This is a genomic window from Limnohabitans sp. WS1, assembly GCF_003063265.1.
In the GTDB taxonomy this organism is placed as follows: Bacteria; Pseudomonadota; Gammaproteobacteria; order Burkholderiales; family Burkholderiaceae_C; genus Limnohabitans_A.
In genome coordinates this window covers 109,921-128,264 of sequence record NZ_NERU01000013.1, presented here as the reverse complement: position 1 = coordinate 128,264, position 18,344 = coordinate 109,921, and the positions used below count along the sequence as shown (strand labels likewise).

Sequence of the window (18,344 nt, the reverse complement as noted above, 5' to 3'; positions counted from 1 at the left end):
CGAATTGAGCCACGCGCCAAAAAGAGAAGACCCAAGCCGCTGCCTTTATTGACGATCCCACGCGCGCTGGCTCGCCAGCAGATCCGGGCACAGTTTGCTTAAGGTAGTGCCATGGGGGTCAGATCCCAATAGGTCGTGATGGCGCAGTGGGATGCGACCGAAGGGGGCCGAGGGAATTGCGCGTGTGTTTTTCTGCCCCCAAATTGGAAAACGTATTGTCGTTTTGAATTGACCGCGAAGAGTCCGTTCTGTTGGATGCGCTTTTGAAGGCGCGGCACGATGCCGGACTCACGCAGGCAGAAGTTGCCGAGCGCATGGGAACACAAGCCCCTGCGGTCGTGCGTTTAGAGCGGTCGCTTGCCACGGGTAAGCATTCACCATCGATCTGAACGGTGCGCAAGTATGTCAAGGCTTGTGGCAAAAATCTGTTGCTTCAAGTCGCCTGAAACCATAAATTGGGGTCAGATCCCGATTGTTTTGTCCCTTGTCCCTTGTCCCTTGTCCATGGACCCTGGACAAGTTGGCTTGGGTGCAGAAGTTCGAGGAGCGTTTTGAAGATGAGTTCACAGAAAATTTCGGATTCAAATCTGACGCCCTTGCCGCCCGCCAAGCCCGATAACTTGCTGGTTTCAGATCCGTTAACGCAAGCCGAGATTGATTCGCTGCGCCAAGGTAAGAAGTCGATTGCTGAGTACGCTCAAAAGATGTTTCCAGACCGGGAGTCTTTGCTGAGGGCGTGCAAGCAAAAGCCGAGCTGAGCGGGCGCGGTTCGCAAAGCGGGCTTGATGGCCACGCTGCTTCCACCCAAACCTTTCAAATCTTTGCCCGAGTTGGCCGCTTTGTTGTCGGCGCGGGGCATGTTGGTGGTCGATCCAGCACACGCAGAACGCAAGCTTGGGCAGGTGGGTGATGACCGCTTGAGTGGTTTTGGGTTTCCTTGTCGCGCTTACGCTGATGAGCTGGGTTACCACGTCGCCATGGCTGACCAAGATTCACGTCACATGAATCCAAAGCAGACCCGCACCCATCTGGACAAGCCAAGCGCGGCGTGACACGCAACGCATGGGCCGAATGGCTCAAGCCTCGCGATGACGGTTTCTTAAGTTCGCTCCTCGCGATCTTCTTTGTCGGTGCTCTGGCCGCCGACTTTCTTGAATTCCTATGTTGATCAATAAACTCCCCAATTGGCTGTTGGCTTGGCCGCGTCCGTTCAAAAGGGCCGTGGCCGTGGCTTTGGATGTGCTTTTGTGCGTGTTTGCGCTGTGGCTGAGCATGAGCTTGCGCTTGGAGCAGATGTTGTCGCTGTCCGAGTTGCCTTGGCATGCGCTGCTTTTGTCTGTGGGTTTGGCCATCCCTTTGTTTGTGAAATTTGGTCTGTACCGGGCCATCTTTCGGTATGCGGGCTTGAACGCGATTTTTGCGATGGGTCGTTCGGTGGGCTGGTATGCCTTGCTGTTTGGCACCGTTTACAGCGTGATCGGTTTGCCGGGTGTGCCTCGTTCGGTGGGGGTGATGCAGCCGATGCTGTTGTTGCTGTTGGTGGCTTTGAGTCGTTCGGCGGTGCGTTATTGGCTGGGCGGTATGTACCGCGAGATGATCTCGGGCAAGGGCACGGCGCAGGTGTTGATTTATGGCGCGGGCTCGGCGGGTCGCCAGTTGGCAGCGGGCTTGGCCGCCAGCAAGGACATGCGAGTGGTGGGCTATTTGGACGATGATGACCGTCTGCATGGGCAGGTGCTCAATGGCATTCGCATTCATGGGGTGAGCGATTTGCAGCGACTGATTTCGCACAAGGGGGTGTCTTTGGTTTTGCTGGCCATTCCGTCGGCAGGCCGTGAGCGGCGCAACGAGATCTTGGCGCTGCTGGGCGAGCACCACCTGAATGTGCGCACTTTGCCGCCTTTGTATGACTTGGTCGAAGGCCGAGTCAAAGAGTCCGACCTGAAAGAGCTGGACCTGGAGGACTTGCTGGGCCGTGACCCAGTGGCCCCCAACCCCTTGATGATGGCCAAGACGGTGACGGGCAAGACGGTCATGGTGACGGGAGCGGGTGGATCGATTGGCTCGGAGTTGTGCCGGCAAATTTTGCGCTGCGCACCGCGCAAGTTGCTGCTGGTGGAGTTGAGCGAGTATTCCTTGTATGCGATCCACCAAGAGTTGGAGCGCTTGGTCCATGATGAGTTGGCAAGCGATGTGGATGTGATTCCGCTGCTGGCCAGTGTGCGCGATCCGGTGCGCATGGGCGAGATTTTGAGCACCTGGAAGCCCGAGACGGTGTACCACGCAGCGGCTTACAAGCATGTGCCGCTGGTGGAGCACAACCCGGCCGAGGGCATTCGCAACAATGTGTTTGGCACGCACACGGTGGCGTCTCAGTCGGCCATGTATGGGGTGGCCGATTTTGTGTTGGTGAGCACCGACAAGGCGGTCAGGCCCACCAATGTGATGGGGGCCAGCAAGCGCTTGGCCGAGATGGTGCTGCAAGCCAATGCAGAAAACGTCAAGCGCAAGGGCGGGCACACGCGCTTTAGCATGGTGCGTTTTGGCAATGTGCTGGGTTCATCGGGCTCGGTAGTGCCTTTGTTTCGCCAGCAGATCCAGTCGGGCGGCCCCATCACACTGACGCATGCCGATGTGACGCGGTATTTCATGACCATCCCCGAGGCGGCGCAGTTGGTGATTCAGGCGGGTGCCATGGCCAGTGGCGGCGACGTGTATGTGCTGGACATGGGGCAACCGGTCAAGATCATGGATTTGGCACGGCGCATGGTGGTGCTGTCGGGCCTGACCGTGAAGGACGAAGAGCACCCCAGCGGTGACATCGAGATCCACGTCAAAGGTTTGCGCCCCGGAGAGAAGCTGTACGAAGAGCTTTTGATTGGCGATAACCCTTTGCCCACGCACCACCCGCGCATCATGAAAGCGCACGAGGAGTTTTTGCTGTTGGAGGACTTGCACGACAAGCTGCAGGCCTTGAGCTTGGCGCTGGATGTGAACGACGTGCCGCACATTCGCAAGCAATTGAAATACCTGGTGCCCGGCTACCAGCCCGAAGGCGATGTGGTCGATTGGGTGTGGATGGAAAATGAGAAGTTGTCGATGGTGTGAATCACGACGTTGATGTTGAACACGACAAAAGGGCCTCAGGGCCCTTTTGTCGTTTCTGGCACCAGTTATTGATCCGGCCCTGAGAAGTTTGAAGTGGAAGGCTTGCCTTGGGGACAGTGATCAACGATGGGGGCTTTGTGGGAGCCCCGCCCTCGGGGCGATGGGTGGTGGTCTACGAGGCTCTATCGCGGCGAGGGCGCCGCTCCCACAAAGAAAGCTTCATGCTTTGAGAAGCGGCGATGTCACCCCTTGGCAGGCGTATTCGATGGTCCGCCGTCTATTGCTGCTGTGGCACACGGCGCTGCACGGGTGGCTGGGCTTGGGGGTGTAGGGCTTGACGCGTGGAGACGCTGGGGCTTTTGCCGCAGGGGGCAGTTGCGGCCTTGGTTGCAGTCAAACTGCGTCAGCTCGCAGCAGCTGATGTCTTGGGTCTTGGAGGACGGGTTTTTTTGAAATAAGCGAAACAGTTTCACGCGTCCTCCTGTTGAAATTTCTGCCCCGACATGCACAGGGCTCGGGTGTCAAGGCTGCCGGGCCTGACACGGCGACCGTCATGCTTTAGCGGCTGATCCTTGCTTTGAATACGTTGTCCAATGTATTCATGTTTAAAATAAATGTTACTTTTGTAATATTAAATTTTAGCATGTGCATTGACAAGTTTTCAGTGATGGCGGCGGCGCTGTGGTTGACCCTGCCCGCCATGGCCCAAGTGCCTGCCAGTGCTCCTTATTCCCCGAGTTGGCAGGCGCGTCACCACTTGCAGTGGTTGTCGGACCATGCGGGTTTGCAGTTGACCACCAGCCATTGGCCCTTGCCCACAGCGGCCGTTGAGCAGGCTTTGACCCGCTTGCCGCGCCAGCAGCCGGATGCCATTGCGCAACAGGTGGCGTGGGCGCGGGAGGAGGTGCTGCGCGAGTTGCGCGATCGGCAAGAGGGCTGGCGTTTGCGGGCACAGGCCAGGTCGCGGGTTGAGGCACTTCATGGGTTTGACGACAACTACACGCCGGGCAGCAGTGTGCAGCTGGAGTCTGAAGAGTGGCGCTGGGGCCAGGCTGCCGATGGGGTCACGGCGGCGGTGCGTGTGGGCGGCCGCGCCGAGCTGAGCCCGAATTCATTGCAAACCCGATTCAGTGGCCATGGCACCGAGGGGCATGTGCAGCTTCGCCCGGATGGCAGTGCGGCGGTTGTGGGTGTTGAGGGTTGGAATGTGCAGGCTTTTAGCCAACGGCATTGGTGGGGGCCGGGCTGGCAGAGCAGTTTGGTCAATGGGCACAACAACCCGTCTTGGACGGGGGTGGGTTTGCAGCGTGGCAGCGTGGCGGCGTCGGACAGTGCTTGGTTGAGCTGGATGGGGCCTTGGAATCTGGATGTGTTTGTGGCCAAGGCGCAAGACCCGCAGGTGGTCAGCCAGCAGCCCAGTGGTTTTTTGTTTTCGGGCATGCGCTTGACCATGAAGCCACAGCCTTGGCTAGAGTTGGGATTCAGCCGGGGTTTGCAAACGGGCGGGGCGGGGCGTCCGAGTGGCGCGTCCAATTTTGTGAAGGCTTTCTTTGGGCAAGAGCTGAACAAAAACGCCACTGATTCGTTTGTGGACAGCAGTGGCCAGATCGCAGGCTATGACTTGCGTTTGTCGTGCCCCAAGGCATGGGGCGAGTGGCTGGGCAGTTGTGCGGCTTACACGCAGTGGATGGGTGAAGACGCGGCGGGCAAGCTGCCGCTGCCTTACAAGTTCATGAGTTTGTGGGGCGTCGAAAGTTCGTTCGGTCAGGGTCGCTACCGTGTGTTTGCCGAGTGGGCCAATACCAACGTCTACAGCCTGCCGTGGGACAGCAAGTCACCGTTTCCGGGCTATGTGAACGGGGTTTACACGCAGGGCTACACCCAGGGGGCGCGTTGGGTGGGTAGCTCACAGGGCTCGGGCTCGAAGGTGATGACCTTGGGCTGGATGGATGCAGAAAATTTGCGTGTTTTCAAAATCCATGCCGGACGAATTCAGACCAGCATGGGTGCCTATGACCCGCGCGTCACAGCACCGCATGGGGGCATGTGGGCGTTCAATGCAGCGCAAACCTTGGCCTTTAAATCCTTGAGTTTGACGCCAGAACTGGCCTACACGCATTGGTCACGCAGCGCTGTGCAAGGCAGTGCTGTGCGCAAAAACCTGCGGGCCAGTGTGATGGTGGATGTGAGCTTTTGAGCTTGGCCTACATGGCCACAAGCCATCGCTTACAGGGCAAGCGTCAACACGACCGGCAACTCGCGTCTACGGGGGGAGTGCCCTGCATTTTGTAGGAGCCCCGCCCCCGGGGCGATGGTGGGTGGTTTGCGAGGCTTGATCGCGACGAGGGCGTCGCTCCTACGGGGGAGTGCCCTGCATTTTGTAGGAGCCCCGCCCTCGGGGCGATGGTGGGTGGTCTGCGAGGCTTGATCGCGACGAGGGCGTCGCTCCTACGGGGGTGCCCCGCATTTTGTAGGAGCCCCGCCCTCGGGGCGATGGTGGGTGGTCTGCGAGGCTTGATCGCGACGAGGGCGTCGCTCCTACGGGGGATTGCCCTGCATTTTGTAGGAGCCCCGCCCTCGGGGCGATTCTTGGTGGTCTGTGAGGCTTGATCGCGACGAGGGCGTCGCTCCTACGGGGGATTGCCCTGCATTTTGTAGGAGCCCCGCCCTCGGGGCGATGGTGGGTGGTCTGCGAGGCTTGATCGCGACGAGGGCGTCGCTCCTACGGGGGGAATGCCCTGCATTTTGTAGGGGCCCCGCCCTCGGGGCGATGGTGGGTGGTCTGCGAGGCTTGATCGCGACGAGGGCGTCGCTCCTACAAGGGAAGCGCCCAGCATTTTGTGGGTGCCGCGCCCTCGGGGCGATGGTGGGTGGTCTGTGAGGCTTGATCGCGACGAGGGCGTCGCTCCTACGGGGGATTGCCCTGCATTTTGTAGGGGCCCCGCCCTCGGGGCGATGGTGGGTGGTCTGCGAGGCTTGATCGCGACGAGGGCGTCGCTTACACAAAAAAGCGTTTTTGCAACTTCATCGGGCCGAATCAATAAAGCCAGCCCAGCGGGCGAAAAACGCGCCATCTCAATCGGCAATCCCTCTAAAAGATGACTGGGTCTGGTCAGGGTTGTTGACGCCGGTTCTTGCTTTTCGTTTCAATCATTTGAAATGAATATGCAATGACAAAAACAAGCTTTTCAATAAAGAAAGATTTGATTCAAAGATACAATTCTTATTTGTAATTTTATCAAATTTCGTGTTTTTGGCATTAAATTTGTGCGGTAGCTTTAAATTAAATAAATTAATTAAATAATTCTATTTCATATTTTGAACATCATCACCTGCGGGGCACTTGCCCCATTTTTTTGGTCTTTGTTCAATTTAGATCAAGCTTTGAAGTCGTCATTGACCATTCATGAAATTTGAGAAAGTCAGCTCAGGCTGCAATCCCGCCTTGTTGCGCTTGAACTGCGCCCGGAGTGTTTTGCTTTTGCAAGGGCCGGTGGGGGCTTTTTTTGATCGTTTGGCCACTTGGCTCATGCAGCAAGGTGCACAAGTGCGGCGCGTGGCTTTTCAGGGGGGAGACCTGCACGACAGCCAAGTGCTCGAACCTATAGCGTTCAAGCAAGCACTGCACGACTGGCCGGCTTTTTTTGGGCAACTGTTGCACACACACCAAGTTGACTGTGTGGTTTTGTTTGGCCAGTCGCGCAAATATCACCATGCCGCTATTGAGTTGTGCAAAAGCCAGGGCATTGACGTGGTGGTGCTGGAAGAGGGGTACTTTCGCCCCGGTTTCATCACCATGGAACTGGGCGGTGTGAATGGTTTTTCGCAAACGCTGGAGCGTTACCAATGGGCACCCCTGGGTCAAGCGGGCTCGATCGTGCCCGACATCTCGCCAAGCCATTTTCAAAAAATGGCCTGGCAGGCCAGCCTGCATTACCAAGCCATGTGGCAAGCGCGACACGAATTCGAGCTTTACCAACACCACCGCATCAGCGACCCGCGTTTCTACGCCCACTATTGGATTCGCTCGTGGCTGCGCAAGCTCACGCACTTGCACCCCAGTCATCGACTGCAACGGCATCTTTTTGCCCACAAAGCCAGCCGTCCCTATTTCTTTGTGCCTTTGCAGCACGATGGTGATGCGCAAATCGTTCACCACAGCGACTTTGCCAACAACGCCGAATTTGTGATTCGCGTCATGGAGTCTTTTGCGCAGCACGCCCCGGCGCACAGCTTGCTGGTGTTCAGGCAGCACCCACATGTGCGGGGTGGCCCCGGGCATGGCGAACTCATTGCTGGTTTGGCGCAAGAGCTGGGCATGGCGCACCGCGTGCACCACATGGTCGAAGGTGACACGCCCGATTTGGCTCAGCACTCGGCTGGCGTCGTGCTCATCAACAGCACGGTGGGCCTTCAAGCACTGGAGCGGGGTGCACCGCTCATGGTGTTGGGCCAAGCCCTTTACAAACAACCGCAGCTGAGCTTCACAGGCGAGCTGGACCAGTTTTGGACACAAGGCCGCCCCGCTTGCCTGGCAGAAACCCAAAAGTTTTTGGCGCAAATGAAAAACCTCACCCAAGTACCCGCCAGCGTTTATGCGCTGCGTGCCGAGCCTTTGCGCTGGCATGAGGTGCTTGCTCGAGACCCAGCACCACATCCAGCTCAAACCCCAGCCCAAGCCCAAGCCGACGGCGATTGCTTTTACGACTCATATGACCGTGTGTAAATGACCCTTTTAAAAAATCGATTGTTCTTAGCCACAGTGGTAGCTCCTACTATGCTGGCCGTTCTGTATTTCGGCCTAACAGCGTCAGACGTTTACACCTCTGAGAGCCGCTTTGTGGTGCGAAGCCCAGAGCGTCAATCCATGTCAGCCCTGGGCTCCATCCTAAAAGGTGCAGGTTTTTCACGTTCGCAAGATGACAGTTACACGGTGCACGACTACGCGCTCTCGCGCGACGCACTCAAAGAGATCAATGCCACGCTTGACGTTGGCAAAGCCTACGGGGCCAGCACTGTGGACATCTTCAGCCGCTTTGGTGGGCTGGACCTGAGCACAGGTTTTGATACCAGTTTTGAAGCCTTGCACCGCTATTACCAAAAGAAGGTAGAGCTGCAGCACGACAGCGCCTCGTCCATCTCCACCCTGCGCGTGCACGCCTATACCGCGCAAGATGCCCAGAGCATCAACGGCAAATTGCTTGAACTGAGTGAAGCCTTGGTCAACCGCCTGAATGAGCGTGGCCGACAAGATCTGATCCGTTTTGCCGCTGCCGAAGTGGCCCAGGCCCAGGCCCAGGCCAAAGCAGCAGCTCTCGCGCTGTCCAACTATCGCAACGCCAAAGGCGTGGTAGATCCTGAGCGCCAGGCCACTGTGCAGCTGCAGCAAGTGGCCAAACTGCAAGACGAGATCATTGCCACCACCACCCAGTTGGCTCAGCTTAAGACCTTCACGCCGCAAAACCCGCAAATCGAATCCTTGCAGCTGCGCGTCAACACGCTGCGGGCCGAGATGGTCAACGAAACCAGCAAAGTCACCGGCGGTGAACGCTCACTGGCCAACAAAGCCGCCGACTTCCAGCGCCTTGCGCTGGAGCGCGAGTTTGCCGACAAGCAACTGGCGAGCGCTATGGTGTCGCTGGAACAAGCCCGCAACGAAGCCCAGCGCAAACAGGTGTATCTGGAGCGCATCGTGGCCCCCAGCCTGCCCGACAAAGCCATGGAGCCCAGGCGTTTGAGGGGCGTGCTGTCGGTATTCTTACTGGGCCTGGTTGCCTGGGGAATCGCCAGCATTTTGTTGGCCGGCGTGCGAGAGCACAAAGACTGAGAATTGGGCTATGCGACAGACAATGACACCGCTCAGTCGATCTTTTGCTATTCAGCTCAGGGTGATTGGCGCACTCATCATGCGCGAAATCATCACTCGATTTGGTCGCCACAACATTGGCTTTCTCTGGCTAATTTTAGAGCCGATGCTATTCACATTGGGTGTCACCACGCTTTGGACCTTAATTAAGGCAACACACGGTAGTAGCCTGCCCATTACAGCATTTGCCGTTACCGGCTATTCGTCTATCTTGCTCTGGCGCAACTGCACCAATCGTGTTGTTAAGGCGGTAGAAGTCAACCTCAGCCTGATGTACCACCGCAATGTACGTGTGCTTGACGTACTCGCCGCACGCCTGATTCTTGAGATCGCCGGTGCCACCATGTCAATGATGGTGTTGACCATAATCTTCAGTGCTTTGGGCTGGATGGAACTGCCCAATGACGTACTCATCGCTGGAATCGGTTGGTTTCTGCTCGCTTGGTTTTCGGTGGCATTGAGCTTTGTTGTTGGCGCAGCATCAGAAAGAGGGGAATTCGTAGAGCGGGTCTGGCATATCTTCACCTACTTACTTTTTCCACTTTCGGGTGCAGCCTTTTTGGTTGACTGGATGCCCAAGGTTGCCCAGGAATACCTTTTGTGGTTACCCATGGTTCATGCCACCGAAATGATTCGACACGGCTACTTTGGCAACACGGTTCGAACCTACGAAGATCCTGTTTTTCTGATTCTCTGCAATGCTGTTCTCACCCTCATCGGCTTGGCCATGCTTAGGGAAACAGGCAGAAGGGTTGAGCCCGAATGATCACGCTTGACGCTGTCAGCAAGACTTATCACACCCGGCAAGGCCCAAGAAAAGTACTTGACGGCATCAACCTGCAAGTGGCTAAAGGTGAAAAAGTCGGCGTCCTGGGGCGTAATGGCGCCGGTAAATCTACTCTTATCAGACTCATCAGCGGAGCCGAATTACCTACCAGTGGACATATCCAACGTGAAATGAGCATCTCTTGGCCGCTGGCTTTTGGCGGGGCTTTTCAGGGTAGCTTGAGCGGCATCGATAACCTTCGCTTTATTTGCCGTGTTTATGGCGCACCGATCAGTCCCGCCATTGCATTTGTTGAAGAATTTTCGGAACTCGGCAACTACCTCAAAGAACCTGTAAAAAAATATTCGTCGGGCATGCGTGCACGTTTGGCTTTTGCCATCTCCCTCGCTGTTGAATTTGACTGCTTTTTGATCGATGAAATCATCGCTGTGGGTGACAACCGCTTTCATGAAAAGTGCCGCGTTGAGCTATTTGAAAAGCGCAGCGATCGCGCCATGATCATCGTTTCGCACAGCGCTGAATACATCCGAAACCATTGCCAACGAGCTGCCATTCTCGACTCTGGGCGACTTGTCAATTTCAACGAAGTAGAAGCAGCACTATCCGTTTACGAAGGAAGTCCTAGATAGAGATATGGATTCCAAACACGTCTTTGTCCATTCCTTGTCTAACATTGATTCCTGAAAAAAATCTGAAGATTCTCTTCACAGGTGGGTGCCGGCTTTATTGGCACCAACATATTCATAGACTGGTTGACCCAGTCAACATACCCCGTTATCAATCTGGACAAATTCAGATATGTAGCCAATTCTTAATACTTAATAAGTCTGGCAGGCAACCCAGCATATCAATTGTGTGGCCTGTTGGTATAAGACTTAAATTATCCGAAAGCATGAAGCAGGTTTTGCTTTGTCCCATGCCGAGATCTTCTACTGATTAGGAAAATATGAATATTCAACAAATAATTGCACAAGAGGGAAATCAATTTATCCGAATTGCTTACCTTCAATTATTGGGAAGAGAGCCTGACGCAGATGGGATGATATATTATTATCAACGTCTCAAAAAAGGGGTATCCAAGATGGAGATTTTGGCACAGTTGCGATTTAGTAAGGAGGGGAAAAAATTTAATGCCAAAATTGGAGGAATTGGAAAAGCATTGTTTTATCATAAACTCATTAAAATTCCATTGATTGGTAACATAATAAAGTTGAGAATAAACTATAAAAATGATGTAAACTCAAGATTAGAAAAAATCGATGAGGCAATCTTTATTCTCAATCGAAAAATCGAAGTTGAATTTGCTGAATTGCATAGTTCGATTCAACACGGCTTCGCAGCCCATAGCGAGGGGGGGAGGACAATATCCGTGAAATCGGAGACTGGTATAGTGCAAGAACCTGATACCAAGGTCCAGATACCGATACACCATGAGGTACCAAGTTATTTTGATTCGGAGTGGTACGTTACTCAGTATCCCGAAATTAATTTGAAAGGTCTATCTCCATATGAACACTACTTAAAGTATGGATCCGAAATCGGATGTCATCCTGCATTCGATGCAGAATGGTATATCACTGAATACCAGGATGTTAGAGATGCTGGAATTGACCCGTATGAACATTTTTTATCGAATGGAAAATCTGAAGGGCGACATCCCGCTTTTGACGTACGTTGGTATATCAAGCAATACGGCGAGAGCTTAGAGGGCGATGCATACGAGCATTACTTGAACAAGGGTAGGGAGAAAGGAAACTATCCGGCTTTCGATCGTGCTTGGTATCTTGCACAGTATAAAGATGTCGCCAGTATGAATATTGACCCCTATGAACATTACAGCAAGTACGGTCGTGCGGAAGGTCGTCGCCCGGCCTACAACTCCAGAGATAATTTGAAGTACGTATCACGCACCAAGGATTTTCCAGTTGCGTATGCATCAGAATATCAGACCGAACAGAACTTCAAAAATCTGACAACCGATATAAAGGCAATAGCATTTTTTCTACCCCAGTTTCACCGCTGTGAACAAAATGATCGTTGGTGGGGTGAGGGATTCACTGAGTGGACCAATACCAAGTCATCAAAAGCTAATTTTCCGGGCCATTACCAGCCCCGTGAGCCGCACGAAGATATCGGGTATTACGACCTTTCCGATGTGGAAACATTGCGGAAGCAAGCAGCCCTTGCCAATGCCCATGGAATATATGGGTTTTGTTTCTATCATTATTGGTTTTCAGGCGACAGAATACTTGAAAAACCCGTTGATCTACTTATTGAAAACAAGGACATCGACATCAAGTTTATGCTTTGCTGGGCGAACGAAAACTGGACAAAGACCTGGGACGGGCAAGAAAGTGATATTCTACTGGAACAAAAATACCTTCCTGATGATCCCGTTAAGTTTATTAGTGATATTAGCATATACGTTAAGGATTCACGCTACATCTGCGTTGACGGTAAACCGGTGATCATGGTTTATAAGCCGCAGGTCATCCCTCGCGTAAAGCTGGTCTTTCAGGTCTGGAGGAGTTGGTGGCGTGAAAATATCGGAGGGGAAATTCTCATCTGGTGCAATCGAACCAACTTTGAGGATACCGCAGTCAAATCACTTTCTGATGCAGTTGATGCCGTTGTGGAGTTTCCACCGCATGTTGTACAGTATGAAATAGATCAGAAGAAGATGGGTTTTGAAACGAACGGACATTTTTTCGACTATCAGCATTTAGTTGATGACATTAAGCAAGGAACCGAGCGTACTGATAATCCCACGTTAAAATTTTATCGATCGGTAATGCTGGGCTGGGATAACTCCGCTAGACGCAAAAAAGGTTGGTCGGTTTGGTACGGCTTCGCGTTACAGGTTTATTACGATTGGCTTGCACATACGATCAATTACACCCGCGAAAACTTTAAAAAGGAGGAGCGCTTTATATTTATTAACGCTTGGAATGAATGGGCCGAGGGTACCTATTTAGAGCCTGATTTGAAGAGTGGTTACGCTAGTATCAATACAACCTCTAAGGCCTTGTTTGATCTGCCGTTTAAGGGGGCGTGTTCTGTGATTCAACCTGCTTATCACGCCACGAATAGTCCTGGGAAGATTGCTGTGCATGCACATCTCTACTTTGAGGATGTTGCCTTAGAGGTTATGGAATACATCAATCAGATTCCTCATTGCTATGATCTATTTATCACTACGGATACCAAATCGAAGGTTGAAAACTTTTCAAAGCTATTCAAAGCTGGTGGACGCCAAAAAAATCTATCAGTTATAAGAACGCCCAATATTGGTCGTGATATTGGACCTCTTATGGTTGAGTTGGGCGATAAAATCGGTTCTTACGACTTTATCGGGCACTTCCACTCCAAAAAATCGACAACTGTAAATTGGGGTGACCAGTGGCGCCATTATCTTTTTGATAACCTTTTGGGTAGCAGTGAGATCGTCGCTGGTATTTTTGAACAGTTCTCTAATGATCCAAAGTTGGGCCTGATGTTCCCGCAAAACTATCCGCTGATCGCACCCTATGCGGATTGGGGTGGACTCGAGTTGGAATGCCATCGTCTTCTTAAGTCCGTTGGCATTGATAACTGTTTGCCGGGTAGGCCAGATTTTCCTGCGGGGAATATGTTCTGGGCCCGTACTTCAGCGATCAAGCCATTGTTTGACCGAAAATGGTCATACGACCACTTTGAACCAGAAGTTGGTCAAGTTGGAAAAACTATGGCTCATACGATTGAACGAGTTTGGAAGTACGTTGCAGTGAGCCGCATGTTTTCTACTAAGGAATTTCTTGCGGTACAACCCGCCGTTGAGTCACCTCCTAAGAAAAAGCGACTGAGTTTCTTCGTGCACCATGATGCGAATTGCACCATCAGCGATTCAGATATGTATTATCTGAATCAGCTTAAGAAACTCTCTGAAGATGTGGTATTCATCTCTAACGGTGATTTAAGCGCAACCCAACTTCAGAAGGTTGCATTACTAGCGTGCGAGGTGGTGTCGCGTAAGAACGTGGGTTTCGATTTTGGTGCTTGGCGCGATGCAATTAACTTTGTGGGTTTAGAAAGAGTAACGACTTATGACGAAGTTATTTTGGCAAACAATAGTTGCTTTGGTCCAATATTACCTATGGAGCCTATGTTTACAACCATGCAGAAATCAGGTGCGAATTTCTGGGCGGTCACAGACTTCCCCGAAAGTCCTGAGTCGACACGAGCAGAGGCCGTCGGGCTGAAAGATCATCATATCCCAGCGCATTTGCAGAGCTATTTCATGGTATTTGATCGTAAGGTCGTGGCTTCCAGTGAATTCAAGGCATTCTGGTCTTCTGTGATCGACGTATCGGATATTCTTGATGTTATTGCACTTTACGAAACTCAATTGACCGGTATTTTGCAGCGGGCAGGCTTCAAGTCCGGGTGCTACATTAATGAGGCGGGAATTATCCAAGGGCGAAATACACACATTTCAGAATTTAATACTGCGTATAGTGATCCAGTTAGCATGATTGCTCTCGGTTCACCATTCATTAAGAAAAAAATTTCCATTTATTCTGAACATTTAATAGAGGAGGTAAGAGAATTGGTGAAGGGGTATGGACATTACCCTACAGAATTGCTTGTATTTCCATGCTTAAAAGAGGCAAAAGATTGACTGGTATAGAATGGAGCGGAGCATCCATAGGTGATTAATTATTTATGGGTGTGGCGCTACCTAGGTAGCCTTGCGCTTATCGTTCCTTATGATTACTAACCTTTTTCAGTTTCTTCGTGGTGTTTTCAGATATTCATGGGGTATTAATGATCTGATCTCTGTCATTCCTAAATTAGTAAACCGGGTTGGTAGTGTGGAAGGAGTCGCAATGGCTTCCTTACCCTACGTAGGATCAGGCTGGTACATGTTGGAGTTGGAACTTATCTGCGCTAGTCCGCGGACCAGGGTGGTATTGGTCGCTGTCGATTTAACAGGTCATCATTTGGGATCTTTTGCTATCGATGTACATAAAAATTTCAGATCCAAGCGACTTGTTCGGTTGAAAACAGGTGGCTCTTTGCTGTTATCTCGGGATTCTAATAAGTCGGATGTATCTGTACTGGCATTTAAATTGATAAGAGTGTCGAGAAAGTTTGCTATGAGCCGAATGCTGAAAAAGCTAAATGTACTTCATCCTCTTTATCGATCAAAAGTAATGAGCGTTGTAAAAAATAATTTTTTCAAAACCGAAACTACTGAAGAACAAGTTTGGAATGATTACGATGCGTTATTCTCTGTGGGAACACATCTTTTTTCATATTCTGTGTGGTTGAATGCATTTTCACATGAAATGTCTTCGGACCTGCCTACGAAGGTAGATAAGAATATTGAAAATTCGCCTCAATTTTCTGTAATTATGCCAACTTTTAAGCCGTCTTTTGATTTAATTTCTCAAGCAATTGAGTCAGTGCTCAATCAAGAATTTAAGAATTGGGAACTTATCATTGTAGATGATGGCTCCGGCGATGTTGATATTCAACGCTTGCTGCTGGCATATGCCCACAAAGATTCAAGAATTAAGGTCCAATCTTATCCTGAGAACCGACATATCTCTGCGGCATCGAACCAGGGTTTGGCCGCGGCGTGCGGTAAATGGATTATATTGCTCGATCACGATGATTTACTTGAAAAAACTGCGCTCTCGCATGTAGATGATGCTATTAATGTCTCCTCTGATTGTGCCCTTGTGTATTCTGATGTCGATAAAATTGATGAAGGCGGGGCTCGTTCTGACCCCTACTTCAAACCTGATTGGAACCCCGACCTTTTTCTCTCACAGAATATTTTTTCACATCTGAGTGCTTATCGCTCAGATTTAGTTCGATCGGTTGGCGGTTTTCGATTGGGCCTTGAAGGTGCACAAGACTATGACCTTGCTTTGCGCTGCATAGAGAAGATTCGGCCTGTTCAGATCGTTCATATACCTCGTGTGCTGTATCACTGGCGTATTCATGCAGGAAGTACCGCGCATTCTACAGACGCCAAGCCTTACGCCATGCTAGCAGGCGAGCGTGCTTTAAATGATCATTTTGCGCGTCTTGCCATTCAAGCCAAAGCTCAATATGTGGGCTACGGTTACCGTGTTCGCTATGCCTTACCAATTCAGCTTCCTTTGGTGAGTTTGATTATTCCTACACGCAACGGCGGCAAACTGCTTCAAAAATCCGTTGATTCTATACTGGCCAAGACAAGTTATTCAGCTTACGAGATTATCATTGTTGACAATGGATCTGAGGAGCGAGCTACGCTACGTTACCTAGATTCTCTTTCCGCCAATCCAAAAATACGCGTATTGCGTGATCCGCGCCCCTTTAATTATTCGGCGCTTAACAATGCTGCGGTTAAGCTGGCGCGGGGGGACGTGATTGGGCTGGTCAATGATGATGTTGAGGTGATAACCCCTGACTGGTTGTCTGAAATGGTGAGTCATGCCGTGCGGCACGAGGTGGGCGCAGTGGGTGCACGACTTTGGTACATCGACGACACCTTGCAGCACGCGGGTTTGGTGTTAGGCATTCACGGTATCGCTGGGCATGTGCACCGTTATTTGCCGAAGGGCAATGTGGGCTATTGCGGTCGAGCCGCTTTGATCCAAGATTTCTCTGCGGTCACTGGCGCTTGCCTAGTGGTTCGTAGGGAGGTTTATGACAAAGTTGGCGGTCTTGATGAAGCGTTGGCTGTTGCTTGCAACGATGTTGATTTTTGCTTGCGCTTGCTAGAGGCGGGGTACCGCAACATCTGGACCCCTTATGCCGAGCTGTACCACCACGAGTCGGTAAGCAGGGGTTTTGACAACACACCCGAGAAACAGGCACGGTCTGCCCGCGAGGTGGCTTACATGAAGCAGCGTTGGGGTGACCTGCTGCTCAATGACCCAGCTTACAACCCCAACTTGACTCTTGAGGATGAAGACTTTGGCTTGGCCTGGCCACCCAGGGTTGCGCCGTTTGCTGTGGCTGATGTTCAGCTTGCTCCCGAATGAAAGCTGAGCAGGAGATTCGTGTTCTGATGGAAATGCGACCCGCGCTGGACGGTTTTGCAGGTATCCCGCAAGAAACGCGCTTGTTGTTTTTGGCCCTTTCCACGCTTAACCGGGTGCAGGTTGAGGGTCTGCTGCAGGCTTCCTTGGCGTTTTTATCCACCGGCTCTGGTGCAGAACCCGTGTCGGAGGACGCAAGGATCGATCGGGTTGGTCAGGTCGTTGTCTCCATGGCTGACAAGCCGTCGGCTAACAGATGGGCGGCGATGGATCTGTTTTTAAAACGCCGCCGAATCGCTTTTTGGCTGGCGCTCAAGTCTGTGCTGTTCCCACGTCGCGTGGCTGTCCGGACTTCGTGGTTTGCTTCTCGGGGTTTTGAGTCTTTTTTGTGGCAATCCTTGTTTTCCAAGACTCTGTTGGTCAAGGACTTCAAACAGGTCACTCAGGGTGTTTTTCGTGTCTGCTCAATTCCGTGGAACACACTTCAGTCTGCCGGGCTGAATGTGTTGAAGTGGCGCAAACGCGCGATGTATCCGCTGATCGATACAACGGGAGCAGATGTGTTCTTAGCGCAAACACCATACCCGGGCAGGCCTACACCCGGCACCGCCCTGGTGGTGCGATACCACGATGCGTTTCCCCTTTTGATGCCGCATGCCTTTTCCAACATGGCGCGGCACCGTGCAGCTCATTTGCATGCCCTTCGGTGCAATGTGGAATCTGGCGCTTACTTTGCCTGCGTGTCTGAGGCGACGCGGCAAGACCTGTTGAAGGTCTTTCCCGACGTCGCAGACAGAGCTGTGACCATTCACAACATGGTATCTGAGCATTATTTTGATGAGGCTTCATTGCCCTCAGTTGTCCCTGACATTATTCGCGTCCGTATCAATACTCAACTGGCCGGTGCCAGTCCTGCATTCAAGGGTTTGGGGGAGCAGGAAGATTTTTATAGACAGCATTTGCTGGGATCGGCCCCACATTCTTTCAAATACCTGTTGATGGTCTCAACCCTGGAGCCTCGCAAAAATCACCTTTGTCTCTTGGCTGCTTGGCATGCATTGCGGTTAAAAAATGACACGCAACTCAAGCTGGTACTGGTGGGCAGCGCGGGCTGGGGCAATGCCGCCATCTTGCGCGAGATGCGGCCGTTCATAGACCAGGGCTCGGTCTTTGTGTTGAGCGGCGTGCCGGCTGCAGACTTGCGTGCCTTGTACAAACATGCTGCAGCAACGGTGTGCCCAAGCCTGGCTGAGGGTTTTGACTTCTCGGGTGTAGAGGCCATGTGCAGCGGGGGAGTGGTGGTCGCGTCAGACATTGCCGTGCACCGCGAGGTTTATGCCGATGCTGCGTTGTACTTTGACCCTTATTCGGTTGAAGGATTGACGGCTCGACTTGAAGAACTACTCTACGGCCCAGATGCAAATTTGCTCCAAGTTGAGTTGCACAAACACGCCTCAACAGTGACACCGTGCTACACGATGGATGCTTTGCTTCCGCAGTGGGCTGCGCTGCTCGACCGAGTCACTAGCCATCAAAGAGCGGCAACTGTAACCCAACGGCGATAGAT

10 protein-coding genes and 1 pseudogene are annotated in these 18,344 nt (G+C 52.1%); all 11 read left to right on the top strand.

Translation table 11 applies throughout. From position 1 onward, the window contains the following. Positions 1-227: 227 nt before the first annotated feature. A pseudogene (locus B9Z48_RS21905) lies at positions 228-389 on the top strand (transcriptional regulator); the annotation flags it as partial. A gap of 396 nt (positions 390-785) precedes the next feature. After that, positions 786-1,052, top strand: a complete 267-nt coding sequence (locus B9Z48_RS15430) for a hypothetical protein (protein ID WP_146186313.1) — start codon at positions 786-788, stop codon at positions 1,050-1,052. A gap of 109 nt (positions 1,053-1,161) precedes the next feature. Next, positions 1,162-3,108 carry a nucleoside-diphosphate sugar epimerase/dehydratase gene (locus B9Z48_RS15425; protein WP_108379555.1) on the top strand — a complete coding sequence of 649 codons (1,947 nt, stop codon included), beginning with the start codon at positions 1,162-1,164 and terminating at the stop codon, positions 3,106-3,108. Between the two features lie 643 nt (positions 3,109-3,751). Further along, positions 3,752-5,305 carry a capsule assembly Wzi family protein gene (locus tag B9Z48_RS15420; RefSeq protein WP_158273291.1) on the top strand — a complete coding sequence of 518 codons (1,554 nt, stop codon included), beginning with the start codon at positions 3,752-3,754 and terminating at the stop codon, positions 5,303-5,305. A 1,209-nt stretch (positions 5,306-6,514) separates the two neighbouring features. Further along, entirely contained in the window at positions 6,515-7,834 is a 1,320-nt protein-coding gene (locus B9Z48_RS15415; protein WP_108379551.1) for a capsular biosynthesis protein, read from the top strand. Between the two features lie 51 nt (positions 7,835-7,885). Continuing rightward, positions 7,886-8,935 carry a hypothetical protein gene (locus B9Z48_RS15410; RefSeq protein WP_233261148.1) on the top strand — a complete coding sequence of 350 codons (1,050 nt, stop codon included), beginning with the start codon at positions 7,886-7,888 and terminating at the stop codon, positions 8,933-8,935. A gap of 22 nt (positions 8,936-8,957) precedes the next feature. Next, positions 8,958-9,740: an ABC transporter permease gene (locus B9Z48_RS15405; RefSeq protein ID WP_108379547.1), complete on the top strand. Its 783-nt coding sequence runs from the start codon at positions 8,958-8,960 to the stop codon at positions 9,738-9,740. Beyond that, positions 9,737-10,390 carry an ABC transporter ATP-binding protein gene (locus B9Z48_RS15400; RefSeq protein ID WP_108379545.1) on the top strand — a complete coding sequence of 218 codons (654 nt, stop codon included), beginning with the start codon at positions 9,737-9,739 and terminating at the stop codon, positions 10,388-10,390. Before B9Z48_RS15405 ends, B9Z48_RS15400 begins: the two co-directional genes overlap by 4 nt. A 317-nt stretch (positions 10,391-10,707) precedes the next feature. Continuing rightward, positions 10,708-14,418 (top strand): glycoside hydrolase family 99-like domain-containing protein, encoded by a 3,711-nt coding sequence (locus B9Z48_RS15395; RefSeq protein WP_108379543.1) that lies wholly within the window; start codon positions 10,708-10,710, stop codon positions 14,416-14,418. Positions 14,419-14,896: 478 nt separating this feature from the next. Continuing rightward, positions 14,897-16,780, top strand: coding sequence for a glycosyltransferase (locus B9Z48_RS15390; RefSeq protein ID WP_108379541.1), 1,884 nt, complete (start codon positions 14,897-14,899; stop codon positions 16,778-16,780). Then, positions 16,777-18,342 (top strand): glycosyltransferase family 1 protein, encoded by a 1,566-nt coding sequence (locus B9Z48_RS15385; RefSeq protein ID WP_108379539.1) that lies wholly within the window; start codon positions 16,777-16,779, stop codon positions 18,340-18,342. Before B9Z48_RS15390 ends, B9Z48_RS15385 begins: the two co-directional genes overlap by 4 nt. Positions 18,343-18,344 lie beyond the last annotated feature (2 nt).

Excerpts from the sequence above, each read along its gene's own strand:
- B9Z48_RS15430 (WP_146186313.1), top strand. The coding sequence starts at position 786 with ATGGCCACGCTGCTTCCACCCAAACCTTTCAAATCTTTGCCCGAGTTG.
- B9Z48_RS15390 (WP_108379541.1), top strand. The coding sequence starts at position 14,897 with ATGAGCCGAATGCTGAAAAAGCTAAATGTACTTCATCCTCTTTATCGA.
- B9Z48_RS15425 (WP_108379555.1), top strand. The coding sequence starts at position 1,162 with ATGTTGATCAATAAACTCCCCAATTGGCTGTTGGCTTGGCCGCGTCCG.
- B9Z48_RS15410 (WP_233261148.1), top strand. The coding sequence starts at position 7,886 with ATGCTGGCCGTTCTGTATTTCGGCCTAACAGCGTCAGACGTTTACACC.
- B9Z48_RS15420 (WP_158273291.1), top strand. The coding sequence starts at position 3,752 with ATGTGCATTGACAAGTTTTCAGTGATGGCGGCGGCGCTGTGGTTGACC.
- B9Z48_RS15395 (WP_108379543.1), top strand. The coding sequence starts at position 10,708 with ATGAATATTCAACAAATAATTGCACAAGAGGGAAATCAATTTATCCGA.
- B9Z48_RS15415 (WP_108379551.1), top strand. The coding sequence starts at position 6,515 with ATGAAATTTGAGAAAGTCAGCTCAGGCTGCAATCCCGCCTTGTTGCGC.
- B9Z48_RS15405 (WP_108379547.1), top strand. The coding sequence starts at position 8,958 with ATGACACCGCTCAGTCGATCTTTTGCTATTCAGCTCAGGGTGATTGGC.
- B9Z48_RS15400 (WP_108379545.1), top strand. The coding sequence starts at position 9,737 with ATGATCACGCTTGACGCTGTCAGCAAGACTTATCACACCCGGCAAGGC.
- B9Z48_RS15385 (WP_108379539.1), top strand. The coding sequence starts at position 16,777 with ATGAAAGCTGAGCAGGAGATTCGTGTTCTGATGGAAATGCGACCCGCG.